This window comes from Lutibacter profundi, from assembly GCF_001543325.1.
GTDB lineage: Bacteria > Bacteroidota > Bacteroidia > Flavobacteriales > Flavobacteriaceae > Lutibacter > Lutibacter profundi.
Window position 1 is genome coordinate 765,132 of the sequence record NZ_CP013355.1, and the last position, 24,563, is coordinate 789,694.

At 28.7% G+C, this 24,563-nt stretch carries 23 protein-coding genes; 15 read left to right on the plus strand and 8 right to left on the minus strand.

Annotated features, from left to right (window positions below; all coding sequences use genetic code 11):
- The 5 genes from Lupro_RS03345 (at window position 1) to Lupro_RS03360 (ending at window position 4,843) form a co-directional block, all read left to right on the plus strand.
- Window positions 1–873, plus strand: a complete 873-nt coding sequence (locus Lupro_RS03345; protein ID WP_068206254.1) for a nucleoside phosphorylase — start codon at window positions 1–3, stop codon at window positions 871–873.
- A gap of 51 nt (window positions 874–924) precedes the next feature.
- On the plus strand, window positions 925–1,080 hold the full coding sequence (locus tag Lupro_RS13525) for a hypothetical protein (protein ID WP_158499552.1): 156 nt from the start codon (window positions 925–927) through the stop codon (window positions 1,078–1,080).
- 141 nt (window positions 1,081–1,221) lie between these two features.
- A complete protein-coding gene (locus tag Lupro_RS03350) occupies window positions 1,222–2,154 on the plus strand; it encodes a peptidylprolyl isomerase (protein WP_068206256.1) in 933 nt (310 codons plus the stop codon).
- Between the two features lie 255 nt (window positions 2,155–2,409).
- The gene (locus Lupro_RS03355) at window positions 2,410–4,500 is read left to right on the plus strand and encodes an OmpA family protein (protein WP_068206258.1); all 2,091 of its coding nucleotides are present in this window, start codon (window positions 2,410–2,412) and stop codon (window positions 4,498–4,500) included.
- Window position 4,501: 1 nt separating this feature from the next.
- The gene (locus Lupro_RS03360) at window positions 4,502–4,843 is read left to right on the plus strand and encodes a tRNA-binding protein (protein WP_068211396.1); all 342 of its coding nucleotides are present in this window, start codon (window positions 4,502–4,504) and stop codon (window positions 4,841–4,843) included.
- Here the strand turns inward: Lupro_RS03360 and Lupro_RS03365 are convergent, their stop codons facing one another.
- Together Lupro_RS03365 and Lupro_RS03370 are read right to left on the minus strand one after the other, a co-directional pair.
- Complete coding sequence (locus Lupro_RS03365; RefSeq protein ID WP_068206260.1) at window positions 4,844–7,369, minus strand: M14 metallopeptidase family protein; 2,526 nt, start codon at window positions 7,367–7,369, stop codon at window positions 4,844–4,846.
- A gap of 92 nt (window positions 7,370–7,461) precedes the next feature.
- The gene (locus Lupro_RS03370; protein WP_068206262.1) at window positions 7,462–10,089 is read right to left on the minus strand and encodes a valine--tRNA ligase; all 2,628 of its coding nucleotides are present in this window, start codon (window positions 10,087–10,089) and stop codon (window positions 7,462–7,464) included.
- Window positions 10,090–10,207: 118 nt separating this feature from the next.
- Between Lupro_RS03370 and Lupro_RS03375 the strand changes: the two genes are divergently transcribed.
- A complete protein-coding gene (locus tag Lupro_RS03375) occupies window positions 10,208–10,654 on the plus strand; it encodes a DUF1573 domain-containing protein (RefSeq protein WP_068206265.1) in 447 nt (148 codons plus the stop codon).
- Window positions 10,655–10,704: 50 nt separating this feature from the next.
- Here Lupro_RS03375 and Lupro_RS03380 read toward each other — a convergent pair whose 3' ends face one another.
- The gene (locus Lupro_RS03380) at window positions 10,705–12,051 is read right to left on the minus strand and encodes a PDZ domain-containing protein (protein WP_227807475.1); all 1,347 of its coding nucleotides are present in this window, start codon (window positions 12,049–12,051) and stop codon (window positions 10,705–10,707) included.
- Between the two features lie 148 nt (window positions 12,052–12,199).
- On the opposite strand from Lupro_RS03380, the gene Lupro_RS03385 reads away from it, so the two are divergent.
- The 4 genes from Lupro_RS03385 (at window position 12,200) to murB (ending at window position 17,942) form a co-directional block, all read left to right on the plus strand.
- Window positions 12,200–13,393: a pyridoxal phosphate-dependent aminotransferase gene (locus Lupro_RS03385; RefSeq protein ID WP_068206267.1), complete on the plus strand. Its 1,194-nt coding sequence runs from the start codon at window positions 12,200–12,202 to the stop codon at window positions 13,391–13,393.
- Between the two features lie 149 nt (window positions 13,394–13,542).
- Window positions 13,543–14,184 carry a helix-turn-helix transcriptional regulator gene (locus Lupro_RS03390; protein ID WP_068206269.1) on the plus strand — a complete coding sequence of 214 codons (642 nt, stop codon included), beginning with the start codon at window positions 13,543–13,545 and terminating at the stop codon, window positions 14,182–14,184.
- Between the two features lie 172 nt (window positions 14,185–14,356).
- On the plus strand, window positions 14,357–16,801 hold the full coding sequence (locus Lupro_RS03395; RefSeq protein ID WP_082703848.1) for a TonB-dependent receptor: 2,445 nt from the start codon (window positions 14,357–14,359) through the stop codon (window positions 16,799–16,801).
- A gap of 139 nt (window positions 16,802–16,940) precedes the next feature.
- A complete protein-coding gene (gene murB / locus Lupro_RS03400) occupies window positions 16,941–17,942 on the plus strand; it encodes a UDP-N-acetylmuramate dehydrogenase (RefSeq protein WP_068206271.1) in 1,002 nt (333 codons plus the stop codon).
- Here murB and Lupro_RS03405 read toward each other — a convergent pair.
- Window positions 17,939–18,910 (minus strand): type I phosphomannose isomerase catalytic subunit, encoded by a 972-nt coding sequence (locus Lupro_RS03405; RefSeq protein ID WP_068206273.1) that lies wholly within the window; start codon window positions 18,908–18,910, stop codon window positions 17,939–17,941. The genes murB and Lupro_RS03405 overlap by 4 nt on opposite strands.
- Window positions 18,911–20,047, minus strand: a complete 1,137-nt coding sequence (locus tag Lupro_RS03410) for a cysteine desulfurase family protein (RefSeq protein ID WP_068206274.1) — start codon at window positions 20,045–20,047, stop codon at window positions 18,911–18,913.
- An 89-nt stretch (window positions 20,048–20,136) separates the two neighbouring features.
- On the opposite strand from Lupro_RS03410, the gene Lupro_RS03415 reads away from it, so the two are divergent.
- On the plus strand, window positions 20,137–20,610 hold the full coding sequence (locus Lupro_RS03415) for a hypothetical protein (RefSeq protein ID WP_068206277.1): 474 nt from the start codon (window positions 20,137–20,139) through the stop codon (window positions 20,608–20,610).
- Between the two features lie 3 nt (window positions 20,611–20,613).
- Here the strand turns inward: Lupro_RS03415 and Lupro_RS03420 are convergent, their stop codons facing one another.
- Window positions 20,614–21,180: a DNA mismatch repair protein MutS gene (locus tag Lupro_RS03420; protein WP_068206279.1), complete on the minus strand. Its 567-nt coding sequence runs from the start codon at window positions 21,178–21,180 to the stop codon at window positions 20,614–20,616.
- A gap of 169 nt (window positions 21,181–21,349) precedes the next feature.
- Between Lupro_RS03420 and Lupro_RS03425 the strand changes: the two genes are divergently transcribed.
- The 4 genes from Lupro_RS03425 (at window position 21,350) to Lupro_RS03440 (ending at window position 22,910) form a co-directional block, all read left to right on the plus strand.
- On the plus strand, window positions 21,350–21,619 hold the full coding sequence (locus Lupro_RS03425; protein WP_068206281.1) for a CD225/dispanin family protein: 270 nt from the start codon (window positions 21,350–21,352) through the stop codon (window positions 21,617–21,619).
- A gap of 10 nt (window positions 21,620–21,629) precedes the next feature.
- Entirely contained in the window at window positions 21,630–22,025 is a 396-nt protein-coding gene (locus tag Lupro_RS03430) for a DUF2752 domain-containing protein (protein WP_068206283.1), read from the plus strand.
- 164 nt (window positions 22,026–22,189) lie between these two features.
- Window positions 22,190–22,696, plus strand: a complete 507-nt coding sequence (locus Lupro_RS03435) for a hypothetical protein (RefSeq protein WP_068211405.1) — start codon at window positions 22,190–22,192, stop codon at window positions 22,694–22,696.
- Between the two features lie 10 nt (window positions 22,697–22,706).
- Window positions 22,707–22,910 (plus strand): helix-turn-helix domain-containing protein, encoded by a 204-nt coding sequence (locus Lupro_RS03440; protein ID WP_068206286.1) that lies wholly within the window; start codon window positions 22,707–22,709, stop codon window positions 22,908–22,910.
- A gap of 218 nt (window positions 22,911–23,128) precedes the next feature.
- On the opposite strand, the gene Lupro_RS03445 is transcribed toward Lupro_RS03440, so the two are convergent.
- Both Lupro_RS03445 and folE read right to left on the minus strand, forming a co-directional pair.
- Window positions 23,129–23,545: a hypothetical protein gene (locus Lupro_RS03445; RefSeq protein WP_068206288.1), complete on the minus strand. Its 417-nt coding sequence runs from the start codon at window positions 23,543–23,545 to the stop codon at window positions 23,129–23,131.
- A gap of 325 nt (window positions 23,546–23,870) precedes the next feature.
- Window positions 23,871–24,557 carry a GTP cyclohydrolase I FolE gene (folE, locus tag Lupro_RS03450; protein WP_227807476.1) on the minus strand — a complete coding sequence of 229 codons (687 nt, stop codon included), beginning with the start codon at window positions 24,555–24,557 and terminating at the stop codon, window positions 23,871–23,873.
- Window positions 24,558–24,563 lie beyond the last annotated feature (6 nt).

Below are 24,563 nucleotides of genomic sequence, written 5' to 3' on the forward strand. Positions count from 1 at the left end.
ATGAATAAAATAGCAGCATCAGAATTAATTCTAAATCCAGATGGTAGTATTTACCACCTAAATTTAAAACCCGAACATTTAGCAACAAATATTATTTTTGTTGGAGATCAAGATAGAGTACCAAAGGTGGCAAAACACTTTGATACTATTGAATTTGAAACTCAAAAAAGAGAATTTAGAACAATTACAGGAACCTATAAAGGTACTCGTTTTACAGTAATGTCTACGGGTATTGGCCCTGACAATATTGATATTGTAATTAATGAGATTGATGCATTAGTTAACATCAATTTTGAAACCAGAACCATAAAAAAAGAATTCACCCAACTCAACATTGTTCGAATTGGAACTTCAGGCTCTTTACAAGATTATATTCCTGTAGATAGTTTTGTATTAGCAAAATATGGAATAGGTTTTGATGGTGTTTTACATTCATATGATTGCAACCATGTTTTAAATCCAGATTTTGAAGATGCGTTTATTAAACATACAAATTGGAACAGTCGTAAAGCACGACCTTATGTTGTAAAAAACAGCAGTGATCTTGAAAATAAACTATCAAGTGATGAAGTTTTTATTGGTGTTACTGCAACTGCAGTTGGGTTTTACGGACCACAAGGTCGTGTTCTTCGTCTAGCAATTGAAGATCCCAATTTAAATCACAAGATAGATAATTTTGAATTTAACAATGTGAAAATTACCAACCTTGAAATGGAAACTTCAGCAATTTATGGTTTATCTAAATTATTGGGGCATAACGCCTGCTCTATGAATGCAATAATTGCTAACAGAGCTAATGGTAATTTTAGTAAAGATCCTAAAAAAGCAGTTGAAAAATTAATAATTTATACGTTAAACAAGTTGGCTTTATAAAATAAAAGCATATTTAATACGTTTACATTCCTGTAATAATATTATAACAATATGAAGAAATCAATTTTAAATATCTTTTTTATCGCAATATCCTTAATGTTATTCTCAGCTTGTAAATCAACAAAAAAAGGATGTGGCTTAACAAGCGATATACAAAAAATAGAACAACCAACCATTCACAATATTACTATTTTAAGAGACGTTTAAAATTATATTTTATACTATAATAAAAATCCGCTAAAAAGCGGATTTTTCATTTACTAAAACTAACTATTTTGAATAAGTAAACTATTATATATTTATTTATAATGAAAGTATGTATATTTGTAACGTTTAAAAAATAAGAAAATGGATAACGGATTATACGCAAAATTTAACACCTCAAAAGGTGTAATAATTGTAAATTTAGAATTTAAAAAAACTCCTGGAACAGTTGGTAACTTTGTTGCATTGGCTGAAGGAAATTTAGAAAACAACGCTAAACCACAAGGTACTCCTTATTATGATGGACTGAAATTTCATAGAGTTATAGCCGATTTTATGGTTCAAGGTGGATGCCCTTTAGGTACTGGAACAGGTTCGCCAGGCTATAGTTTTGATGATGAATTTCACCCAGATTTAAAACATGATAAACCCGGTATTTTGTCAATGGCAAATTCTGGACCTGCATCAAATGGAAGTCAATTTTTTATTACCCACGTGGCAACACCTTGGTTAGATCAAAAACATACCGTTTTTGGGAATGTTATTGAAGGACAAGCTATTGTTGATTCAATTGCACAAGATGATATTTTAGAATCTGTAGAAATAATAAGAGTTGGTGAACAGGCTGAAAAATTCAACGCAGTTGAAGCATTTAGAATTTTTGAAGGTTCAAGAGCTAAACGAGAAGCTGAAGCTAAAAAAGAAGCCAAAGAAGCTATGGATAAAATTGCTGCTGGCTATACTGAAACTACAAGTGGATTACGCTATAAAATTTTGCAAGAAGGAAACGGAAAAAAAGCAGAAAAAGGCAAAACAGTTTCTGTACATTATAAAGGGCAATTAGCTGACGGACAAGTTTTTGATTCGTCTTACTCACGAAAACAACCAATTGATTTCACGCTAGGTGTTGGCCAAGTAATTGCTGGTTGGGATGAGGGAATTCAATTATTAAAAGTAGGTGATAAAGCTCGTTTTGTAATTCCTTCTAATTTAGCATACGGAAGTCAAGGTGCTGGCGGTGTAATTCCTCCTGATGCAACCCTTATTTTTGATGTTGAACTTATAGATGTTAAATAAAATAATAACATCTTAGAATATTTAAAAGCATTGATTTTAAAATCAATGCTTTTTTTTATTATTTTTGGGACAACTGTTTATAAAATAAATGTTAAATTATACGCCAATAGTTAAATGTTTATGATAGTTTAGCAAAAGTTTTTATAAAAAGCAGTGATACGCTTCAAACAATAGCAAATTATAAATATCTCTAACTTTAGATTTAAGTAATTCAAGAGCTGAAAAATATATTAAAAAATTAAGTCTCCATATAAAATGAAACAATTTTTAAACTTACTTTTTTTATTCTTCATACATACTCTTTTCTCACAACAACAAGAAATTGAAGTTACCAGCGTTTCTATCAATTCAAAATATGCTGAATTAGGTGTTATATACTTACCAAACAATGAAATAATATTCACCTCTTCACAAAAAATTGAAACAGACAAGCCTTTCTCTAAAAATAGAAGGAGACATAATAGAGAACTTTATTTAGAATTATTTAAAGGTACTATTGATGAAAATGGAGATATTATTAACACTTCAAGGTTCACAAAAGATGTTTTTAATAAATTTTTTGAAGCTGACTTTTGCTTCACACCAGATTTTAAGAAAATTTACTTTACTTGGAATAATTTTTTTAATTCACAGCCAAAAAAATCTAAACCTGAAGAAATGCCTTTATTTCTTTTCTCAGCTTCAGTAGATAAAAATTTTAACTTAACAAATATTACTCCACTTAGGTTTAATAGTAACAACTACTCAATTAAAAGTCCGGTTATTAGTAAAGATGGTAAATCTCTTTATATATCTTCAAACATGCCTAACGGATATGGAGGTTTTGATATTTACGTTGTTTCTATTCTTGAAAATGGAACACATAGTTGGCCAGAAAATTTAGGGCCTAAAATTAATACTAGTAAAGATGAGATGTATCCTTTCATTGATACAAATAATACACTTTATTTTTCTTCAACCGGGCATAAAGGTAAAGGAAATTTAGACATTTTTAAAAGTGAATTTAAAAACAACCAATTTTCAGATATTCAAGATTTGCCTGAACCAATAAATAGTAAGTTTAATGATTTTTATTTTGTTATTGATAATACAACTAATACTGGGTACTTTACTTCTGATAGAGAACCAGGAAAAGGCAATGTAGATATTTATGCTTTTAGAGATAAAAAAATTGAATGTAAGCAATTAATAACTGGTAAAATTTTAGATAATGAAACCAAAAAATCATTAAATAATGTTCTTATTTCTTTATATCAAGATAATGTTTTAAAAGAAACTCAAACAGTAAGCAATTCTTTTAAATTTGAAGTAAATTGCAATAAATCTTATAAAATAGTTGCAGAAAAAGAAAATTTTATTATAGCTGAACTTGATATAAATACTTCTGATACAGATAAAATTAATATTTCTGAACTATTAGAATTAATACCTATAAAGTGCAATCAATCAATTAATTTATCAGTTTTTAATAGTGAATCTAAACAATTATTAAATAACATAAATATTTCGCTATACCAAAACAATACTTTAAAAGAAACTCAACCAATAAATGGTATTTTTAAGTTTGAACTAAAGTGTAACGAAACATATAAAATAATTGCAGAAAAAGAAAATTTCAAAGCTGCTGAAATTATTATTAACACCGATAATACAAATGATATACAAATTTCTAAAACGCTTAATTTAACACCTATAAAATGTAATCAATTAATTACAGGAATTGTTTTAGATAAAAATACCAATAAGCCTCTTCCCAACTCCGTCATTACTTTTTTAAATACCGATAAAATAATAGATAGCATTCATGTTAATTCTGCAGCAACATTTAAATACTCATTAAAATGTAAAACCAAATATAAAATAACAGCATCACACGAAAACTATAGTAGTAATAGTTTTCAATTACAAACATCTGGAAAAAATAATTTGGAGTTAACTAAGAAAATATTGTTAGATCCTTCTTTAGAATTTGTTACAATTAGAAATGAAAAAATGATTAAAACAAACCCTATATATTTTGATTTAGATCAAGCCAAAATAAGACCCGATGCAGCGAAAGAATTAGATAAGGTAGTTGCCATTTTATTAAAATACCCAACAATTAAACTTAAAATTAAATCACATACTGACAGTAGAGCTCCTGATAATTACAATATGATTCTTTCAAACAAAAGAGCAACTTCAACCATTAATTATATTATTTCAAAAGGAATTAATCCAGATCGAATTACAGGAAAAGGATATGGAGAAACTGAATTAGTAAATAAATGTTCAAATGGTGTAAAATGCACAAATACAGAACATCAATTAAATAGAAGAACTGAATTTATTGTAATAGATGAATAACATAAAAACCGAAATTTCTTTCGAAGATTTTAATAAAGTTGATATTAGAATTGGAACCATTATTGAGGTTCATGATTTTCCTAAAGCTCATAAACCTGCTTACCAATTGGTAATTGATTTCGGTAATTTGGGTATTAAAAAATCAAGTGCCCAAATTACCCATTTATATACGAAAGAAGAATTGTTAAACAAACAAATAGTAGCCATTGTAAACTTCAAAAAAAAGCAAATAGCAAGTTTTATAAGTGAATGTTTAGTGCTTGGAATTGAAAATAGTCAAAATAAAATTGTACTATTACAGGCCTCAAAAACTAAACTTAAAAATGGCAAACAAGTAAGCTAATTACATCTCTTTTGAGAAAAATATAGCATTCATTAGTAATTTATTTGTTCCATACCAAAACGCCCTAAAATTGGTGTTATCTGTAAAAATCATTACGTTTCCTTTTCCATATTTACGAACTTGAAAAGGGACAGTATTTTTTAAAGCTTTTAAATTTTGTGTTGAAATATACCCACTTAAAAGTGGATTGTTTGTATATTTTATTGGATTATTATAACTAATACTATCTGGTTTAATAAATATTGTAGTACGTCTAAACATTGGCAACTTGTTATTAGTGAAACCAAAATTTATAGGATGAGATATATCTAACTTTGTTTCAAATATTGCTCCTCCAATAACCTGAGCTCCAGTAAAATTCCTTTTCTGTTCAAAAGTAATATTCTTTGCTTCAACTTTTACTTTCGTGTATTCTAATTTAATAAACTTATTAGTTGACAGCCATTTTACCGAATTTTTAAAACCTATAACATTACCTCCATTTTGAACCCATTGTTTTAATTTCTTTATGTTTTTGTCCGAAATATTTAATTTTGCATTTGGGATAATAAGCGTTGTATATTTTGAAAAATCTACCCTGCTTAAGTAATTTACATCTAATTTAGTAATATTCATTTCGTAACGTTGATCAAATAAATGCCAAATTTCACCAGCATCATAAGGAGAAACGCCATTTCCAACTAACATTGCCACCTTTGGATTTTTAATATTTCTAAATTGATTACTTCCTAAATCAATACCCGTAGCCGTTAGCCCTGTATTTACACCTTCAATTTCTAAGTTACTATCTTTTGCTATATCTTGTAAAAATGTATAAAGTTCTTCTTCGTTTAAATGTTGATTTTGAACTGGAATTAAAATAGTTCCATAATCAAATTGTTTACCATTTAATGAAAATGGTTTCATACCCACTTTTGCTCTAAGTCCTTTTTTAAGTATTTTATTTAAGGCCTTAGGAGTATAATATTCACTCCATTCCATCAAGTATGCATAACTACTTTTGGCTGTTAATTTTCCTTTTTTCAATGCTAATTTTGTAACTAAATCTCCAATATTTGATGTTGATTTTAACTCAGCATAATTTAAATTAAAAGCCAATGGAAAAGTCCATGCTGAAACATCATAAAACAAACTATCTGTAAATTTAGTTCGTTTTTCAAACATTGCTTTTATAAGTTTACTATTCATTTGGTTTGTTGGAATAATATAACTATGCCCTTTTTTAAACTTTAATCCATTTGTGGTAAAATCTGATTTTAGTTTATGAAACTTAATTTTTTGCCTTTTTAATATTTCAGCTAAATGATATGTTTTTGCATCATCTTTCTCATCTCCAAAAACAATGGCTTTTATAGTATTTTTTGCTCCTTCTTTCTTAACATTTTTATAAAAATTTCTTTGATAGTTTAATAATTTGGCTCGCATTGAATTTGCGGCTTCCAATGTAGAAAGTGCTGCTGTAAACTGATTTCTAATGGTAAAAGGAAAAGTTAATACCCCATTTACAGTTTCCTGAGCATGCCCTCTTGAACTTCCTTGTTCAAATAAAATTCCTATTCCTCCATTTATATCTGGATATGTAGATCCCTTTCCATAATAAAAATCATCATAACTTTCCTCCGTATAATATAATGAGCCTATTTTATCTAAAGCTTTTGCATGATAATTCCCTATTTCTTTAGTTAACTGTTGATTTAATGCAGGTGTTAATGGATGTACTCTTGATTGTATTCCTGGCTGAAAAAAGAAGGTAGAATTTGTTCCCATTTCATGATGATCTGTCAATATATTTGGCATCCAATTCCTATATGTTTCAATTCTTGCTCTAGACTCAGGCAATTGTACTGGCAACCAATCTCTATTCATATCAAACCAATAATGGTTTGTTCTTCCTCCTGGCCAAACTTCGTGAAATTCTCTATCATTAGAATCTGTATTAAGATGTTCGCTTTTATTAGTATTGGCCCAATAAGCAAAGCGTTGTAAACCATCAGGGTTTAGTGATGGGTCTAATAAAATAACTGTATTCTTTAGCAATGATTCAATTTCTGAACCTTCTGCAGCTGCTAAATAATAAGCCAAAACCATACTAGAATTGGCCCCACTAGGCTCATTGCCATGAATTGAAAATCCTTGATAAACAACCAAAGGTATAGATGCTACGTTTAACTGAGCGCTTACAGTCGCATCCGTTAATTTTAAATGATTCTGTTGAATATTTTTAATGTTTTTATGGTTTTCAGGAGAAGTTATGGTAAGTAATAATAATGGTCTTCCTTCAAAAGTTTTCCCTCGGTCTTCAATTGTAATTCTATCAGAAGCCTTTGCTATTGTCTTCATATAGGCAACTAATTTATCATGAGTTACGTGCCACTCTCCCTCCTTAAATCCAATAGAACTTTCGGGTGTTGGTATATCCGTATTATAAGAAACATTTTTTGGTAAATAATAAGATAACTCAAACTGATTTTGAGCACAAAGCATTACACTTACAAAAGTAAAAACTAAAAGGAATATTTTTTTCATTTTTTGATGATTTTCACCAAATATAAATAATTCCTTTTATTAAATATGTAACTATTATTTTAAAATTTTAAATCTTAAAAAAATAACTTAAACTAAAGTGAAGCTAAACTTGCTTTTAGAGTTGCTATTTTAGCCAAAGCATCGGCTTCCTTTTTTCGTTCATTTTTAATCACCTGCTCTGGAGCATTATTAACAAATCGTTCATTGCTTAATTTTTTTTGAACAGATTTTAGAAACCCCTCGGTATATTTAAGCTCATCTTCTAACTTTGTTTTTTCTTCCTCAACATTAATATCTGAAGTTATTGGAATAAAATATTCGTTAGATTTCACTCTGAAACTCAACGCTCCATCAATTTTTTTCGATACATATGCTATTGAGGATAAATTTCCAAGCTTTTTAATAATAGCATCAAATTTTCTATTAGAATTTTTATTATTGAAAGCAAAAAATTCAATGGTATCTTTAAATGCTATATTCTTATCTTTTCTAATAGTTCTAATATTAGAGATAATTTCTGAAGCTAATTTAAAATCGTTGATTAAAGATTGGTCAACATTTTCTTTAGTTGGATATTCGGCTATTATCAATGCTTCTTCTGGAGTTCTATCTTTAATTTCTTGCCAAATTTCTTCAGAAATAAAAGGCATATATGGGTGTAAAATTTTTAAATTATTTTCAAAAAAACCTATTACAGCATTGTATGTTTTTAAATCAATTGGCTGTTGATATGCAGGCTTAATCATTTCTAAGAACCAAGAAGAAAAATCGTCCCAAATAAGTTTATAAATCGTCATTAATGCTTCACTTATACGATATTGCTCAAATGATTTTTCTATATCTTGTAATGTTTGTTGAAATTTAGCTTGATACCACTCAATAGCTATTTTGGACGATTGAGGTTGCTCTAAAGTTTCTGAAATTTCCCAACCTTTAATTAAACGAAACGCATTCCATATTTTATTTGAAAAATTACGACCTTGCGCACACAATTCCTCATCAAATAGCAAATCATTTCCAGCCGCTGAACACAATAACATACCAACACGTACACCATCGGCTCCATATTTTTCCATCAATTCAATTGGGTCTGGAGAATTCCCTAATGATTTCGACATTTTTCTTCCCTTACTATCTCTTACAATTCCTGTAAAATAAACATTTGTAAATGGTTTTTCATTTCTAAACTCATAGCCTGCAAAAATCATACGAGCTACCCAAAAGAAAATAATATCGGGTCCTGTAACTAAATCATTTGTTGGGTAGTAGTATGCTATTTCTTTATTTGTAGGATTTCTAATTCCATCAAAAACAGAAATTGGCCATAACCAAGATGAAAACCACGTATCTAAGGCATCTGGATCTTGTGTTACATCTTCAATTGTCAATTCTTTACCTACTTTTTCTGAGGCCAATTTAACCGCTTCTTCAAGTGTTGAAGCAATTACAAAATCGTTTACACCATCTCCATAAAAATATGCAGGAATTTGGTGTCCCCACCAAAGTTGACGAGATATATTCCAATCTCTAATATTTTCTAACCAATGACGGTAGGTGTTAATATAATGTTTTGGAAAAAAATGAATTTCCTCATCTTCTAAAACTGCCTTTAGTGCTGGCTTAACAATAGTATCCATTTTTAAAAACCATTGTGCAGATATTTTTGGTTCAATAACTTCTTTTGTTCTTTCAGAAGTACCAACCTTGTGCATATATTGCTCAATTTTCAATAAACACCCTAACCTTTCTAATTCCTTAGTAATTTCTTTACGAACCACAAACCTATCTTTCCCTTCATAATGCAATCCAAAAGAATTTAGCGTGGCATCATCATTAAAAATATCTATTACATCTAAATTATGTTTTTCACCTAATATTTTATCATTTTGATCGTGGGCAGGAGTTACTTTTAAACAACCGGTACCAAATTCAATATCAACATATTCATCTTCAATAATGGGTACAATTCTATTTGCAATAGGTACAATGGCCTTTTTACCTTTCAAATGAGTAAAGCGTTCATCATTTGGATTGATACAAATTGCAGAATCTCCTAAAATAGTTTCTGGGCGTGTTGTTGCTATGGTAAGTACATCATCACTTCCTTCTATTTTATAATTTACATAATATAAATTTCCTTGTTTTTCTTCAAAAATCACTTCTTCGTCAGACAAGGTTGTTTTAGCCGCAGGATCCCAATTTACCATTCTATAACCACGATAAATCAATCCTTTATTATACAAATCAATAAAAACTTTGGTTACTGCTTCACTTAACTCGGCATCCATGGTAAACTTGGTACGTTCCCAATCACAAGATGCTCCTAATTTTTTCAATTGTTCTAAAATTATCCCTCCATGTTCAGCCGTCCATTCCCAAGCATGTTTTAAAAATTCATCACGTGTTAAATCCGATTTATTAATACCTTCTTCTTTCAATTTAGCTACAATTTTAGCTTCTGTTGCAATAGAAGCATGGTCCGTCCCTGGAACCCAGCAAGCATTAAATCCTTTTAATCTTGCTCTTCTAATTAATACATCTTGAATGGTATTATTTAGCATATGTCCCATATGTAAAACACCTGTAACATTTGGAGGTGGTATTACAATTGTATAAGGTTCTTTTTCATTAGGTATTGAATGAAAATAGTTGTTTTTCATCCAGTAATCGTACCATTTATTCTCAATATCTTTAGGGTTGTATTTTGTAGCTAAACTCATTCTGGTCTAATTTTTGTAATATAATTCGCAAATGTACAATTATAACAGATAACATAAAATATTTTGAAAGCATTAAAAATTAACTAACTTTACGAATTAATTCCAAATTAAAATAAAAATGAAAAAAATAATAACCTTATTATTTATTGGATTTTTAGCAATCTCAATAAATGCACAAAACAAAACAACAACTCAAGCTACAACAGACCCCAATGCTCCTGCATTTAAGTTTGATACTGAAATTATAGACTATGGAAAAATTGATCATAACTCTAATGGTGTTCGTGTATTTAAGTTTAAGAATGTAGGGAAATCACCTTTAATTATTAGCAGTATCAAATCTAGCTGTGGATGTACCGTTCCTAAAAAACCTAAAGGCCCTATTATGCCAGGTAAAACCGGTGAGATTGAAGTTAAATATGCCACAAATAGAGTTGGAGGGTTTTCAAAAATGATTACCATAAATTCTAATGTTCCTGGGGCATCTAAAAGATTAAGAATAAAAGGTATTGTTCTAAAACCTAAATCTCCAGTTCAAAAAGAAAAATCAACCATTTCTAATTAATAGAAATATAAGTAAATTATAACAAAGACTTTCAAAATTGAAAGTCTTTGTTATTTAAGCAGGTTTTCTAAGAAAAATATATATTCATAATTTTTCCCGTTTCTTTCTATAATTAAGGTTATTTTTTTATTTTGCTTTTGGTAAAACTTTTCAACTATTTCTTCAAGTTTTAAATCATAGGTGTATTTTCCATTAATTTTAATCACAATATCACCCGGTAATAGACCAGCTCTCTGTGCCGGAGAATCATTTCGCAATAAATGTATTTTATACGAAGGCTTAAATGTATACTTATAATTAAATTCTTTTATAGTTTCATCTTGTTTTACTGTGCCTTGGTTGGTAGAAAAACTATACGTTGTAAAATTTTGTTCTCTAACCAATAATTTTCCATTATGGACCAATTCAATACCACTCATATTATAACGAAATGGGTCTTTAAAAGAACTCGTTCTTTTTAACATTATTTGATTGTTTTTATAATCAAAAGTAACCACAAACCTTTTAAGTATATTTGCTCCTAAACTACCATTTCTTCCTTTAAATTGCCGTGCATGCACTATAGATAACGAATCTGGAAATGAAACTGTAGGGTTTTTTAATTCAAATTTCCCTATAACTATTCCTTTTATAATTGATCGCTTTCCGTAAATTGAACCACTTAATCCTTCCCCTAAAAAATCAATAAAGTATTTCTTTGGTACTTTAATATTAGGATGGCTTTTCTCAAATAACCACATTGCATCACTACCTCCAGAATCTATTAATAATTTAACAGGAGTAATTTTATTTGAAATAAGATTTAATTTTACACCTACTTCAATAAAAGGTTTGTTTTTATAAAATTTCAAATTGAATATCTCACATTTTCTACACGTTTTATATGTGTAAACATCTGAATTATAGAAAGTCATTCTTTTTGCTCCATAATTAATTTTGACAATAAAATCTTTTAAAATTTCATAACCAATAATACCGTGTATGGTAATTCCAAGTTTAGAAGATAAATCAAAGCTATCATCAAAAATTAGATACAAATTTTGATTAGTACTACTAATTTTTTTAAACTTAAATATATTTCCTTTCGATAAAATTGCATCTACTGAATCTTCACTACCTAATCCTTTTAATTTTATTTTTTTAACATTCTTTAATTGTAGAGAATCTTTATTACTAATATTAAATAAAATTGTTCTCCCAACACCTGAATCTAATATGAAATTTAATTTTCTTCCATTAACTTCAATAGGAAATACAATTAAATTACTTAAAAGTTTAAACGAAATAGTTTGTTTTTTTACACCATTTATTAAACTAAAATTATTTTGAGCTAAACTATAAAATGTAGTAAACATCATTAACCCTGCTATAATTTTATATTTAAAATTTTTACTCAAAATTTTTATTTTTTATTAAACTACAAAAAACACTTAGATTAGTAGTGATTTTATGATAACTTTAACCTTTAACATATTCTGTTAAAAGCAATGTATTTTGAAATTAATTTTGCAATTTTGTGTTATCAAATTATTTAAATCACAAATAATGCCAAGAATATCTACAAAAGGTAAAAACATGCCTGAATCACCAATTCGAAAATTGGTGCCTTATGCCGAAAGTGCTAAAAAAAAGGGTATTAAAGTTTTTCATTTAAATATTGGGCAACCAGATATAAAAACACCCACTGTTGCACTTAACGCCATAAAAAACAATACCATTAAGGTTTTGGCATATAGCCGCTCAGAAGGATCCGAAGAATACCGAGAAAAAATTGCTAAATATTACGCTAAAAACAATATTGATGTTACTGCTAATGATATTATTGTTACAACAGGTGGATCTGAAGCGTTATTATTTGCAATGGGAAGTATTGCAGACCCTGGAGATGAAATTATTATACCTGAACCTTTTTATGCAAATTACAACGGGTTTTCAATAGCTTCAGGCGTTAAAATTGTTCCTGTAGTTTCTAAAATTGAAGATAATTTTGCATTACCTCCTATTTCAGAATTTGAAAAATTAATTACTTCAAAAACAAAGGCAATTTTAATTTGCAATCCTGGTAACCCTACAGGATATTTATACTCAAAAGAAGAAATTGAAAAATTAGCCACAATTGTAAAAAAACATGATTTATTTATAATTGCCGATGAAGTGTACAGAGAATTTGTATATGATAATGTACAACACCAATCTATTTTACACAACTTTGGACTGGAAAATAACGCTATTATAATTGATTCAGTATCAAAACGGTACAGTATGTGTGGAGCCAGAATTGGTTGCTTAGTTTCAAAAAATAAAGAAGTTATAAGTACTGCTTTAAAATTTGCTCAAGCTCGTTTAAGTCCACCAACTTTCGCACAAATAGCTAGTGAAGCAGCTTTAGCAACGCCACAATCTTATTTTGAAGAAGTTATTGTTGAATACAAAAAACGAAGAGATGTTTTAATTGAAGAGTTACGTAAAATTAAAGGAATAAAAGTGGCTTCTCCTAAAGGTGCCTTTTACTGTGTAGTTGAATTACCTGTTGACAATGCAGATGCGTTTGCCCAATGGTTATTAGAAGAATTTAATTTAAATAATGAAACTGTGATGGTTGCACCTGCAGCTGGTTTTTATTCAACTCAAGGTTTTGGAACCAAACAAATTAGAATTGCCTACGTTTTGAAAAAAGAAGACCTAATTACTGCTGTGTCAATTATAAAAGCTGGATTGGAACAGTATAACAAAAACTAATTAAATACTGCTTCTCTATTCAATAAATTGAATTAATATTATTCAAATTTTGAATTTATTTTTTGTGAAACATACCGCATTTTAGGTATTTGTTTTATTGAAAAAAATTAGGTAATTTGCGCTTTATTAAGAATGATTCTAAATAAATAATGAGCAATATAAATATAGTGCATGCAACCTCTGATACACTTGTACGCATTGGGTTAAAATCAATACTATTTAAAGGAGGCGGTATAAATACTTTATACAACGCTGAAAATAATCAAGTCCTTTTTGAAACACTATCTAACAAAAAACCTGATTTACTAATAATGAATTGTGATCAAAGTAATTCATTCTCTATTAATGATATTAAACAAGTAAAACAACTACACGCTAACACCAAAATTTTAATTATTTCTACTGATAAAAACCCAACCTATATTCTTTCAATTCTAGAATTAGGTGTACATGGCTATCTTACACGAGAATGTGATGAGGGAGAGTTAATTAATGCCATTTTTGCAATTGCGAATAACGAAAAATTCTACTGTAACAAAATCATAAATATTATACTAGAAAAGAAACTAAATTCTAATGATGATTGTGACCCAACTAGCTTATCTCAAAGAGAAACTGAAATTACAACACTAATTGCAAAAGGAATGACTAGCAAAGAAATTGCAACAAAGCTTTTTTTAAGCCCTCACACTATCAATACACACCGTAAAAACATTATGAAAAAACTTGGAGTTAAATCTGCTTCAGAACTAGTTCTTTACGCTGTAAATGTTGGACTTATTTATCCATAATACAACCATAATTCCAAACAATACTGCACTAGATATAACAAATACCCTGTTTTAGGTAGTGCTTATGACCTTTTAAAGCTATTGACTATAGCCGAATACCATTGTATATTTGCTAAAATTATTAAGAATCATTCTAAATAACAAATATAGTTACAATTAAATATACAGTTAAATGAAAAAAAATATTACAATTATTGCAATAATATTATTAAGTTTTACAGGAGCCTTAGCGCAAAATGCAACTATTAAAGGAAAGATAAAACAAACTGACAGTACAACAGCAATGTCAGGCGTTTCCGTATATTTAGATAAAACGAATATAGGCAGTACATCAAACAGTACAGGTAATTACATTCTAAAGAATATCCATAAAGGACAATATACATTGGTAATTTCTGCAATTGGATATCATACCATAAAAAAAGAAATTTCTATTCAAGAAAACGAGATTCTGAATTTAAATTTCACAATGATAGAGGCTGTTTCGTCACTTTCTGAAGTTGTTATAATGACTGGTGGTATTTCAGGAATAAAAGGAATTATGGGTTCTGTACATTATATTACACCAAAAGAAATTCAAAAATTTAGTTATACAGATATTAATAGAATTTTACGCGCTGTTCCTGGTGTTAATATACAGGAGGAAGATGGCTTTGGACTTCGTGTTAATATTGGTTTAAGAGGAACTGGAGTAGAGAGAAGCTCAAAAATTACAGTAATGGAAGATGGGGTGCTTATGGCTCCTGCTGCATATGCAGCTCCTGCAGCTTATTATTTCCCAACAATAGGAAGAATGCAGGCAATAGAAATTCTAAAAGGTAGTAGCCAAATAAAATATGGCCCTCACACCACAGGAGGTGCTATTAATCTAATATCAACACAAATTCCTTATGAGTTCTCGGGAAGGTTAAACTTGATTACAGGTAGTTTTGGAGGTAAAAACCTACATGCTTTTGTGGGTAATTCTTATAAAAACTTCGCATATATTGTAGAAACATTTCAATATAGTTCTAATGGTTTTAAACAATTAGACGGTGGAGGGAATACCGGTTTTGATAAAAAAGATTATTTGGCAAAATTTCGAATCAATACCGATGATGATGCAAAAGTATATCAATCTTTAACCTTTAAAATAGGTAGATCTAATGAAGTCTCTAATGAAACCTACCTTGGCTTAACACAAGAAGATTTTAATGCCAATCCATATCGTAGGTATGCTGCTTCACAAAAAGATCAAATGAATACAAAGCACTCACAATTTTCATTAACACATGTTGCAAATTTCTCAGAGAATTTTAATATCTCAACTACAGCTTATTATTCTAAATTTTACAGAAATTGGTTCAAACTAAATAAAGTAAAAGATAATACCGGAACAAAAACAAGTATTAATTCATTGCTAGAAAACCCATTAGATTCCGAAGATGCTTTTGCTATTTTAACAGGATCTACCAGCACATATGAAGATGCTCTTTTTGTAAAAGCAAACAATCGCTCTTATTATGCAAAAGGTATTCAAACAATTTTTGGATATAATTTTAAAACCAATAATATAGCTCATAAAATTGATTTTGGATTTAGAGTACATCAAGACCAAGTAGATCGCTTCCAATGGGTAGATGAGTTTTCTATGAATAATGGCATTATGAATTTAACTAAAGAAGGAATACCCGGTACAGAAAGTAACCGAATTGAAACTGCAGACGCAATAGCAACTTATATACAATACAAAATTAATATAGGTAAATTTTCAGCAACTCCCGGTATTAGATATGAAAACATAACCTTAAAAAGGTTAGACTATGGAACATCAGATATTAACAGAGAAGGAATCAATCTGTCAAAAAGAAGCAACAATGTAGATGTTTTTATTCCTGGAATTGGGTTCGATTACCAGTTTAGTGAAAGTACAAGTACTTTTGCAGGTATTCATAAAGGATTTTCACCTCCAGGTTCAAAAGAAGGAACAAAACCTGAAAAAAGTATAAACTATGAATTAGGGCTGAGATATAGTAAAAATTCTTTATCCTACAAACCTGTTATTTTTTATAATAATTACAGTAATTTATTAGGGTCTGATCTTGCCGCTGCGGGAGGTGATGGTACAGGTGATTTATTTAATGGTGGACAAGTAAAAACAAAGGGATTAGAATTTCAACTTACTTATGACCTATTGGCTTCAAAAAAACAACGAACAATTAATCTGCCTATTACCATAGTTTACACTTATACTGATGCCAAATTTCAAAATGACTTTGAGAGTGATTTTGGAGGGTGGGGAAAAGTTTCAGCAGGAGATCAATTCCCATATTTAGCAAATAATCAACTTACACTTATACTTGGACTAGAACATCCACAGTTTAGTTTCAATGTAAGTGGTAAATATTTAGGAGAAATGCGCACTTTACCAGGACAAGGGAAAATTCCTCTCAATGAAAAAATAGAATCTTATCTTGTAATTGACAGTAGTGCTAATTATATATTGCATAAGAATATCTCTATTTTTGCCAATGCTACGAATTTAACAAACAAAGTATATGTTGCATCTAGAAGACCTGCAGGCTTAAGATCGGGTATGCCAAGGGCATTTAATATAGGATTAAAAGCAACTTTTTAACAAAATAAATTAGGGATAAAAACAACATAGACCCTACCCTTTTTAACAAGTAAATTATTTATAGTTTAAAAAAGAAAAATCAATTATTTTTACTAATTTCACTGAAAAATGATCGTATATTTTTTTAAGCAAAAGTTAATTGAATATCCAACACAACATATCTTTAAAAGAATACAATACGTTTGGCATTGATGTTTACGCCAAACAATTTATAGCTATAAATTCAGTAAAAAAACTTGTTGAAATTATTAATTTAAACAATGATATTTTCTTATTGGGTGGAGGTAGTAATATGTTGCTAACTTCTGATATTGAGAAATTAGTAATTCATTTAAATTTAAAAGGGATTATAGTTAACGACACTGAAAAAGATATTGTTTATGTAACTGCTGAAGCTGGGGAGAATTGGAACGAATTTGTTCTTTGGTGTATTTCACAAAACTATGGCGGACTAGAAAATCTATCGCTAATACCAGGAAATGTGGGGACCTCTCCTATTCAAAATATTGGCGCTTACGGAGTTGAAATTAAAGATACATTCTACCAATTAGAAGCTCTTGAAATTAAAACTGGAAAAACTAAAATATTTACAAAAGACGAATGTAACTTTGGATATCGAAATTCTATTTTTAAAAATGAATTAAAAGGTAAATACATTATTGTAAATGTAACTTTTAAGCTCACTAAAAATAATCATATCCTAAATACTTCTTATGGAGCTATTAGTGCAATTATTCAAAATAAAAAAACGCCTACTATTAAAGATGTTTCAGATGCTGTAATTGCAATTAGGCAAAGTAAATTACCAAACCCAAAAGAAATTGGAAATAGTGGTAGCTTTTTTAAAAATCCTGTAATTTCAAAAAAACATTTCAACATATTGAAAGAAAACTATCCTAAAATTCCACATTATATAGTTAATAACAATGAGATAAAAATACCTGCAGGTTGGCTAATTGAACAATGCGGATTTAAAGGGAAACGCTTTGGTGATGCCGGTGTACACTCTAAACAAGCTTTAGTATTGGTAAATTATGGCAATGCTACTGGAAAAGAAATATTAAGTTTGTCTAAAAAAATTCAACAAAAAGTAACGGAAATTTTCAACATTGAAATTGAAATTGAAGTCAATGTTATCTAAACTGTAATTTCCAACAATTTACAGCTAGTTTTAGTTGTTATACTCACTTTTTCAGCAGTTGCAGGAATCAATATTGTTTCTCCAAAAATTACTGTTTCTGAATTACCAAAAATAGAGATTGTTGCACTTCCTTCAACACACATAAAAATTACAAATGAATCAGTTTTTGAATAATCAATAACTTTTTCTTTAACAATAGGTATAAAGTTTGTTTTAAAATAATTACAACTAACTATATTATTAAATGTATTTATTTTAGTTGAATAATTACATTTACACGCTATTTTATCATTAAAATTTATTGCCTTAAGAGCTAATTTTGTATGTAATTCTCGTTTATTACCATTTGCATCAACTCTGTCAAAATCATAAATTCTATAAGTAATATCTGATGTTTGTTGAATTTCAGCCAACACTATTCCAGCTCCAATTGAATGTACAGTTCCTGGTTCAATAAAAAAAGCATCACCTTTTTTAACATTTTCGCTATTTAGAACAGACATTATTTTATGCTCTTCTAGTAAATGAGTATATTGTTTAGGTGTAATAATACCGTTAAAACCTAAAATAAGTTTGGCATTTTTATCAGCCTCAATAATATACCACATTTCGGTTTTCCCAAAAGAATTATGCTGTTTTTTTGACAATTCATCATTTGGATGTACTTGAACAGATAAATCTTGTTTTGCATCAATAAACTTAATTAATAAAGGAAATTTATTTCCAAAATTTATGTAATTATTTTCTCCAATTAAATTAGCTTTATACACTTGAAGCAGCTCCTTCAACGATTTATTTTTTAAATTTCCATTAGAAACAATTGAAATATTATTTTCTACATCAGAAATCTCCCAACTTTCGCCAATATTTTTTAATAACGAGTTTTTATTCAGTTTGGTAACCAATTTATTACCTCCCCAAATTTTTTCTTTCAATATTGGTCTAAACTTTAAAGGATAATTTAACATTTAATTTATTATTTGTTTTAATACATCAATTACAGTATCTATTTCTTGTTCAGTATTAAATTTACTGAAAGAAAATCGCACTGAAGTTTTGGTTGTTTCGGCTTCAGAAAGTATGGTGTTTAACACGTGTGAACCTTTATTACTGCCACTTTGGCAAGCACTTCCTCCTGAAACTGCAATTCCTTTTAAATCTAAATTAAATAGAAGCATCGCATATTCTTTGGGAAATCTAACATTTAATATTATATAACTACTTTTAGTTTCACTTTCTGACAGTCCGTTAAATTTAATTTCTTTAAAATTACTTTTAAGTTCTTTAATAAAAGAACTTTTTAATTTTTGAATATATGTAGATTCTTCTTCCAAATTTGTTAATGCTATTTCTAAGGCCTTTTCCATTCCTAATATACTGTGTATATTTTCAGTTCCGGCTCTTGCTCCTCTTTCCTGCTCACCTCCGTGCAAAATGGGGTAAATACCAAAACCTTTTTTTATGTATGCAAACCCTACTCCTTTAGGCCCGTGAAATTTATGAGCACTAGCAGTAAAAAAATCAATTGGAATTTGTTTTACATCTATTTCAAAATGTCCAACCCCTTGAACTGTGTCAGAATGAAATAACGCATCATATTTTAAACATAAATCTGAAACTTTTTTTAAATTTAATAAGTTCCCAATCTCATTATTCACGTACATTAAACTCACTATTTTTTTTCCATCTGTTTGTTGAAGCAATTGTTCTAAATGCGTATAATTTATATCTCCATTTTCGTCCAAATCAACCCATAAAGCAGTAATTCCAAATTCTTTTACAAGATTTTTAATGGTATGCAATACGGCATGATGCTCAATTTTAGATGAAATTATTGTAGTTACGCCTAAATTTTTAACCGAATTTTGTAAAATTAAATTATCGGCCTCACTTCCTCCAGCGGTAAAAATTATTTCATTTGAAGCTACATTTAAGTGTTTTGCAATATTCTTACGGGCTGTTTCAACCAACGATTTAGCTTTTCTTCCTATTTGATGTGTTGAAGATGGATTTCCATAAATAGTAGCCATTGAACTGCTAATTACATCAATTACTTCAGGTAAAATAGGTGTTGTTGCTGCATTATCTAAATATATACTTTTCATTAAAAGCAAAAGTAATTAAAATAGTTGGTTTCATTTAACGTTGAATTGTATAAAACACTTATTTTTGTTTTTTAAAAATTTTATTTAAAATGAAAAAAATCATACTTCTTTTTTTAACATTCTCATTGTTTGCTTGTAATGATGGTGATTTTGATGTGCCTGCTTTTGAATTTACTGATACTGTAAATAGTTGTGGAGAATATATTCTTTATAAAACAAACAGTAATGGTACTGAAGCAATTGTTTTAACTCTTAGCCCTACTGATTTAGGGACTATAGAAGGTGAAAAATCAATTCCTATTTCTACCGTTTCAAGTGTGATTTATAGAATTTTTAAAGAGGGTATAGAAGCTAATTATTTTTGTCAAGATATACCTCCTGCAACACCAATTGTTGTAAAGGAGTTAATTGCTGAAAGTGGTACAATTAACATTACAACTACTGCAAATTTAACAGATGGTGTTATTACCAGTTACACGTATGAAATTAGTATTTCAAATTTATTGTTTAATGATACAAATGAACGAATTTTGTTCGAAAATTTTTATTTTGGGACACTCTAGCTATTAATCTTTAGGGTTTTGGTATATATAAACCTCTGTTGCTCCTAAACCATATTTTTTAAAAGAAGCTTCATACCAAGTAACATGGTAATTTTTAAATAAAAATTCAAGTTCTGTTTTTAAAACCCCTTCACCCACTCCATGAATAAAAACAACTTTAGGAATTCTATTTTTAATAGCAAACTCCAGTTTATGTTTTGCTTCATTCATTTGAATATTTAACATGTCATAATTATCCATCCCCTTTGTTGAAGCAGTTAAATGATGGATATGTAAATCTACTTCCATTGGTGGTAATTTATCTTGCTTTACGGTAGACTTAAATTTTGGTGTATTTTTTTTAGAGGCTGTTTGACTTAACTTTTCTAATAAATTCTCATTAGAAATATCACTAAACTTAGAGAGTTCTTTTTGACTTTCTTTGATGACTACCAATTCATTTGGAGAAAAATCGAAAGGAAACCCATCAGAAGTTTCAACAATAATTTTACCATTATGCACTTCAATTACTTTTCCTTTAAGTACATCATCAATTACAGCCACATTATCACCAACTTTAAAACTCATCATACCCTATTGTATCTAAAAATAATGAAACAAAGTTAACATAATATTATTGCAGAATATAAAAATTAAATATTAAATGAATTGAAGAGTCTCATTTTATTTTTGAGGACATTAAATAATCTATATAAAATTTGTACATTTAACATCGTTATAAATTTTAATCTAGAAAAAGATGGAACAAAACCAACCTAAAAATTATTTAGTTGAATCAATTTTAGTAACTATTTTTTGCTGCTTACCTTTTGGTATTGCAGGCATTGTTTTTGCCAGTCAGGTGAATTCTAAATTTGCTGCTGGTGATTATCAAGGAGCTATAGAAGCTTCTGAAAATGCAAAAAAATGGATGAAATGGGGTTTATTTGCAGGAATAGCAATTGTAATTTTATATGCTATTTTTCTTTTTGCCCTAGGAGGAGCAGCTATTATGGGTTTAGGAAACTAAATTAATTTTAATGAAATTAAAATATATAGGAGTGTTGGTACTTGGAATAGTTATAGCATTCCTATTTTTTTTTGTAAACCCTAGTAATGTTAACTTTTTTCCAAAGTGCCCTCTATATGTTACTACCGGTTTGTATTGTCCGGGTTGTGGCAGTCAACGCGCTACACACCAGCTTTTACATTTAAATATTTTGGGTGTATTACAGCAAAATATCTTATACCTTTTGGGCGTACTTCTTATAGGTTATCACTTAATTGTAACCAGTTTAAATCTATTTTTTAAAAAGCATATTTACAATTATATGTATCATCCTAAAACACCTATTATTATATTAATAATTGTAGTCGTTTTTTGGATTCTTAGAAATATTCCTTATTACCCATTCACTCTTTTAGCACCTAATTAGGAATACTACATATACACTTATGTGTGTTTTTGTTGTACTTAGTGATTGGTGATTACTTATTTTTAATTTATATCGTTAATTATTTAATGATAAACATTAAATAATATTTGCTTTTCATTCTTTTAATGTATTTATTTGTATTTAAATTTAAAAAATTATTGTTTATGACAACTTTCAAACATATTTTGGTAGCAATCTTAATTATGCTTATTTCAGGTTTAATAACTTACTATTTAAAACCTAATAACCCTATAATAATGGTTTTTCTCTTTCTAATTGTAGTTTTTTTTATTTTCAATTTAATAATTAGAAAATCTCTTTCATTCAAGAATTACTTTACAAACCAATATAATCTTTTTACAACAAAAGTTTGGCATCAAAAATCATATGATATACCTAAAGATTTGATGTTTGAAAAAATTATTGAGGTAATTAATAGTTCCAATTTTAAATTGGTTGAAACGAATAAAGAAAAACTTGAAATTTTAGCAATCTCAACTATAACATTTAAGTCTTGGGGTGAAAATTTATACATCAGTTTTGAAACAAATGGAAACGAAACAATAATGAAGTTCTGTTCCACAACTTTATTTCAAATATATTCTTGGGGTAAAAATGAAAAAAATTATGATAACTTATTAAATGATATTGAAAATTCATTAATAGTTTAAATTTATAAGTATGCCTATTATTGTGAATTTAGATGTTATGCTAGCTAAAAGGAAAATGAAATTAAAAGAACTTTCTGAAAAAGTTGGTGTGTCAACAGTCAATCTTTCAATTCTAAAACAAGGAAAGGTTAAAGCAATTCGTTTTTCTACACTAAATGCAATTTGTTTAACATTAAACTGTCAACCTGGTGATATTTTAGAATATGTTGAATAAAAATTTAATTATATGCTGGTTTTTAGGTGCCTACGTTCTCAGGGAGCACAACGAGATTTTATAAGATTTGTGCGACTTGAAAATTGAAGATTTTTCAGACATCGTAAATCGTTTGTTAAATATTTATCGGTTCGTTATTTAGTTTAAATGTAAGCATAAATTTTATGAGGTGTTGTATGCTGACGTCTTTTCATAATGCTTACAAAATAGTCAATCTTTTATTTCGGATCTTGGGTTATTATAACTCTATCAAAATAATCTCCTGCTTCAAGCTCTACAACTACTATTCTTTCAGTGCCTGTTAGATTTTCATCTAATTCTATATACAATGTGTTATTGTCTTTTTTCTCAACCGTAAAACAATCCTGTTTGATGACATAGTTATCTGATTCAATATTGATATTGTCAGGAATCGCAAAATGTTCATTATTAACTGTTATTCCTATAATCCACCACCAATCTCCTTCTGTTGTAATGGTTATAGAATCTGAAGTAGATTTAAAAGTAACATCTTTTGTGGATAATTTTATAATGTCATCCCATTGTCCAATTGGCCTGTCGTTATTTGAATTTGAGCAAGAATAAATAAATAATGTTAGGGCAATTAAATAAAATAGGTTCAATTTATTTTTCATAATGATACTATTTAAAATTTCAATTTTTTAACTATTAAATTTATTCAATCTCATTTATAAATCCTAGTGTTTTCCTAATTTAATTTTTCATACGCTTGCATACAACTTATCATTTTTTCTTATGTATTAATTTTATCTGTTATATTTCATTTGGAGCATTTATTTCATTATTTATAAGAATTATCTTATCAAGAAAAGTTATATAAATTCAGCAAATGAATTCGAGTTTAAATAGCCTTTTTATTATAAGTATCGCTTTTTTATCAATAGGTTTTAATTAAAAAAGCACCCAATTGGATGCTTTTAAATTTATTGTAAAGAATTTTTATTCAAAATCTGTTTCCATTTTTATATAGTCTAAAAATTCTCGTTTAATTTCTTTGTTTTTGAATTTCCCTCCAAATTCAGAAGTTACAGTACTACTTTCAATATCGCGTACTCCTCTTGAATTCACACATAAATGTTTTGCATCAATTACACAGGCAACATCTTCAGTCCCCAAAGCCTCTTGCAAAGCTTGAACCACCTGCATTGTTAAGCGTTCCTGCACTTGCGGTCTTTTAGCGTAATAATCTACAATTCTATTCATTTTAGACAAACCTATTACATTTCCATTTGAAATATAGGCAACATGAGCTCGTCCAACAATTGGTAACAAATGATGCTCACAAGTAGAATATACCGTAATATTTTTTTCTACTAGCATTTCACCATATTTATAATTATTATCAAAAGTTGATAATTTAGGTCTGTTTTTAGGATTTAAACCACTAAAAATCTCATTAACATAAGCTTTAGCAACTCTTTGAGGTGTTCCTTTTAAGCTGTCATCTTCTAAATCCATTCCTAATGTTGTTAAAATATCTTTGACACTTGATTCAATTTTAATCAACTTTTCTTGGTCTGAAATATCAAAAGCATCAGCTCTTAATGGCGTTTTAGCAGAAGAGCCTACGTGGTCATCTCCTAGTTCATCTATTCTATTTTTCATTCCGTTTTTAACTTCAAACATTATCTA

Bases quoted from the DNA above. Each gene is read 5' to 3' on its own strand.
- Lupro_RS03345 (WP_068206254.1), top strand. From the start codon at position 1: ATGAATAAAATAGCAGCATCAGAATTAATTCTAAATCCAGATGGTAGT.
- Lupro_RS13525 (WP_158499552.1), top strand. From the start codon at position 925: ATGAAGAAATCAATTTTAAATATCTTTTTTATCGCAATATCCTTAATG.
- Lupro_RS03350 (WP_068206256.1), top strand. From the start codon at position 1,222: ATGGATAACGGATTATACGCAAAATTTAACACCTCAAAAGGTGTAATA.
- Lupro_RS03355 (WP_068206258.1), top strand. From the start codon at position 2,410: ATGAAACAATTTTTAAACTTACTTTTTTTATTCTTCATACATACTCTT.
- Lupro_RS03365 (WP_068206260.1), bottom strand. From the start codon at position 7,369: ATGAAAAAAATATTCCTTTTAGTTTTTACTTTTGTAAGTGTAATGCTT.
- Lupro_RS03370 (WP_068206262.1), bottom strand. From the start codon at position 10,089: ATGAGTTTAGCTACAAAATACAACCCTAAAGATATTGAGAATAAATGG.
- Lupro_RS03375 (WP_068206265.1), top strand. From the start codon at position 10,208: ATGAAAAAAATAATAACCTTATTATTTATTGGATTTTTAGCAATCTCA.
- Lupro_RS03385 (WP_068206267.1), top strand. From the start codon at position 12,200: ATGCCAAGAATATCTACAAAAGGTAAAAACATGCCTGAATCACCAATT.
- Lupro_RS03390 (WP_068206269.1), top strand. From the start codon at position 13,543: ATGAGCAATATAAATATAGTGCATGCAACCTCTGATACACTTGTACGC.
- Lupro_RS03395 (WP_082703848.1), top strand. From the start codon at position 14,357: ATGAAAAAAAATATTACAATTATTGCAATAATATTATTAAGTTTTACA.
- Lupro_RS03405 (WP_068206273.1), bottom strand. From the start codon at position 18,910: ATGTTAAATTATCCTTTAAAGTTTAGACCAATATTGAAAGAAAAAATT.
- Lupro_RS03410 (WP_068206274.1), bottom strand. From the start codon at position 20,047: ATGAAAAGTATATATTTAGATAATGCAGCAACAACACCTATTTTACCT.
- Lupro_RS03415 (WP_068206277.1), top strand. From the start codon at position 20,137: ATGAAAAAAATCATACTTCTTTTTTTAACATTCTCATTGTTTGCTTGT.
- Lupro_RS03420 (WP_068206279.1), bottom strand. From the start codon at position 21,180: ATGATGAGTTTTAAAGTTGGTGATAATGTGGCTGTAATTGATGATGTA.
- Lupro_RS03425 (WP_068206281.1), top strand. From the start codon at position 21,350: ATGGAACAAAACCAACCTAAAAATTATTTAGTTGAATCAATTTTAGTA.
- Lupro_RS03430 (WP_068206283.1), top strand. From the start codon at position 21,630: ATGAAATTAAAATATATAGGAGTGTTGGTACTTGGAATAGTTATAGCA.
- Lupro_RS03435 (WP_068211405.1), top strand. From the start codon at position 22,190: ATGACAACTTTCAAACATATTTTGGTAGCAATCTTAATTATGCTTATT.
- Lupro_RS03440 (WP_068206286.1), top strand. From the start codon at position 22,707: ATGCCTATTATTGTGAATTTAGATGTTATGCTAGCTAAAAGGAAAATG.
- Lupro_RS03445 (WP_068206288.1), bottom strand. From the start codon at position 23,545: ATGAAAAATAAATTGAACCTATTTTATTTAATTGCCCTAACATTATTT.
- folE (WP_227807476.1), bottom strand. From the start codon at position 24,557: ATGTTTGAAGTTAAAAACGGAATGAAAAATAGAATAGATGAACTAGGA.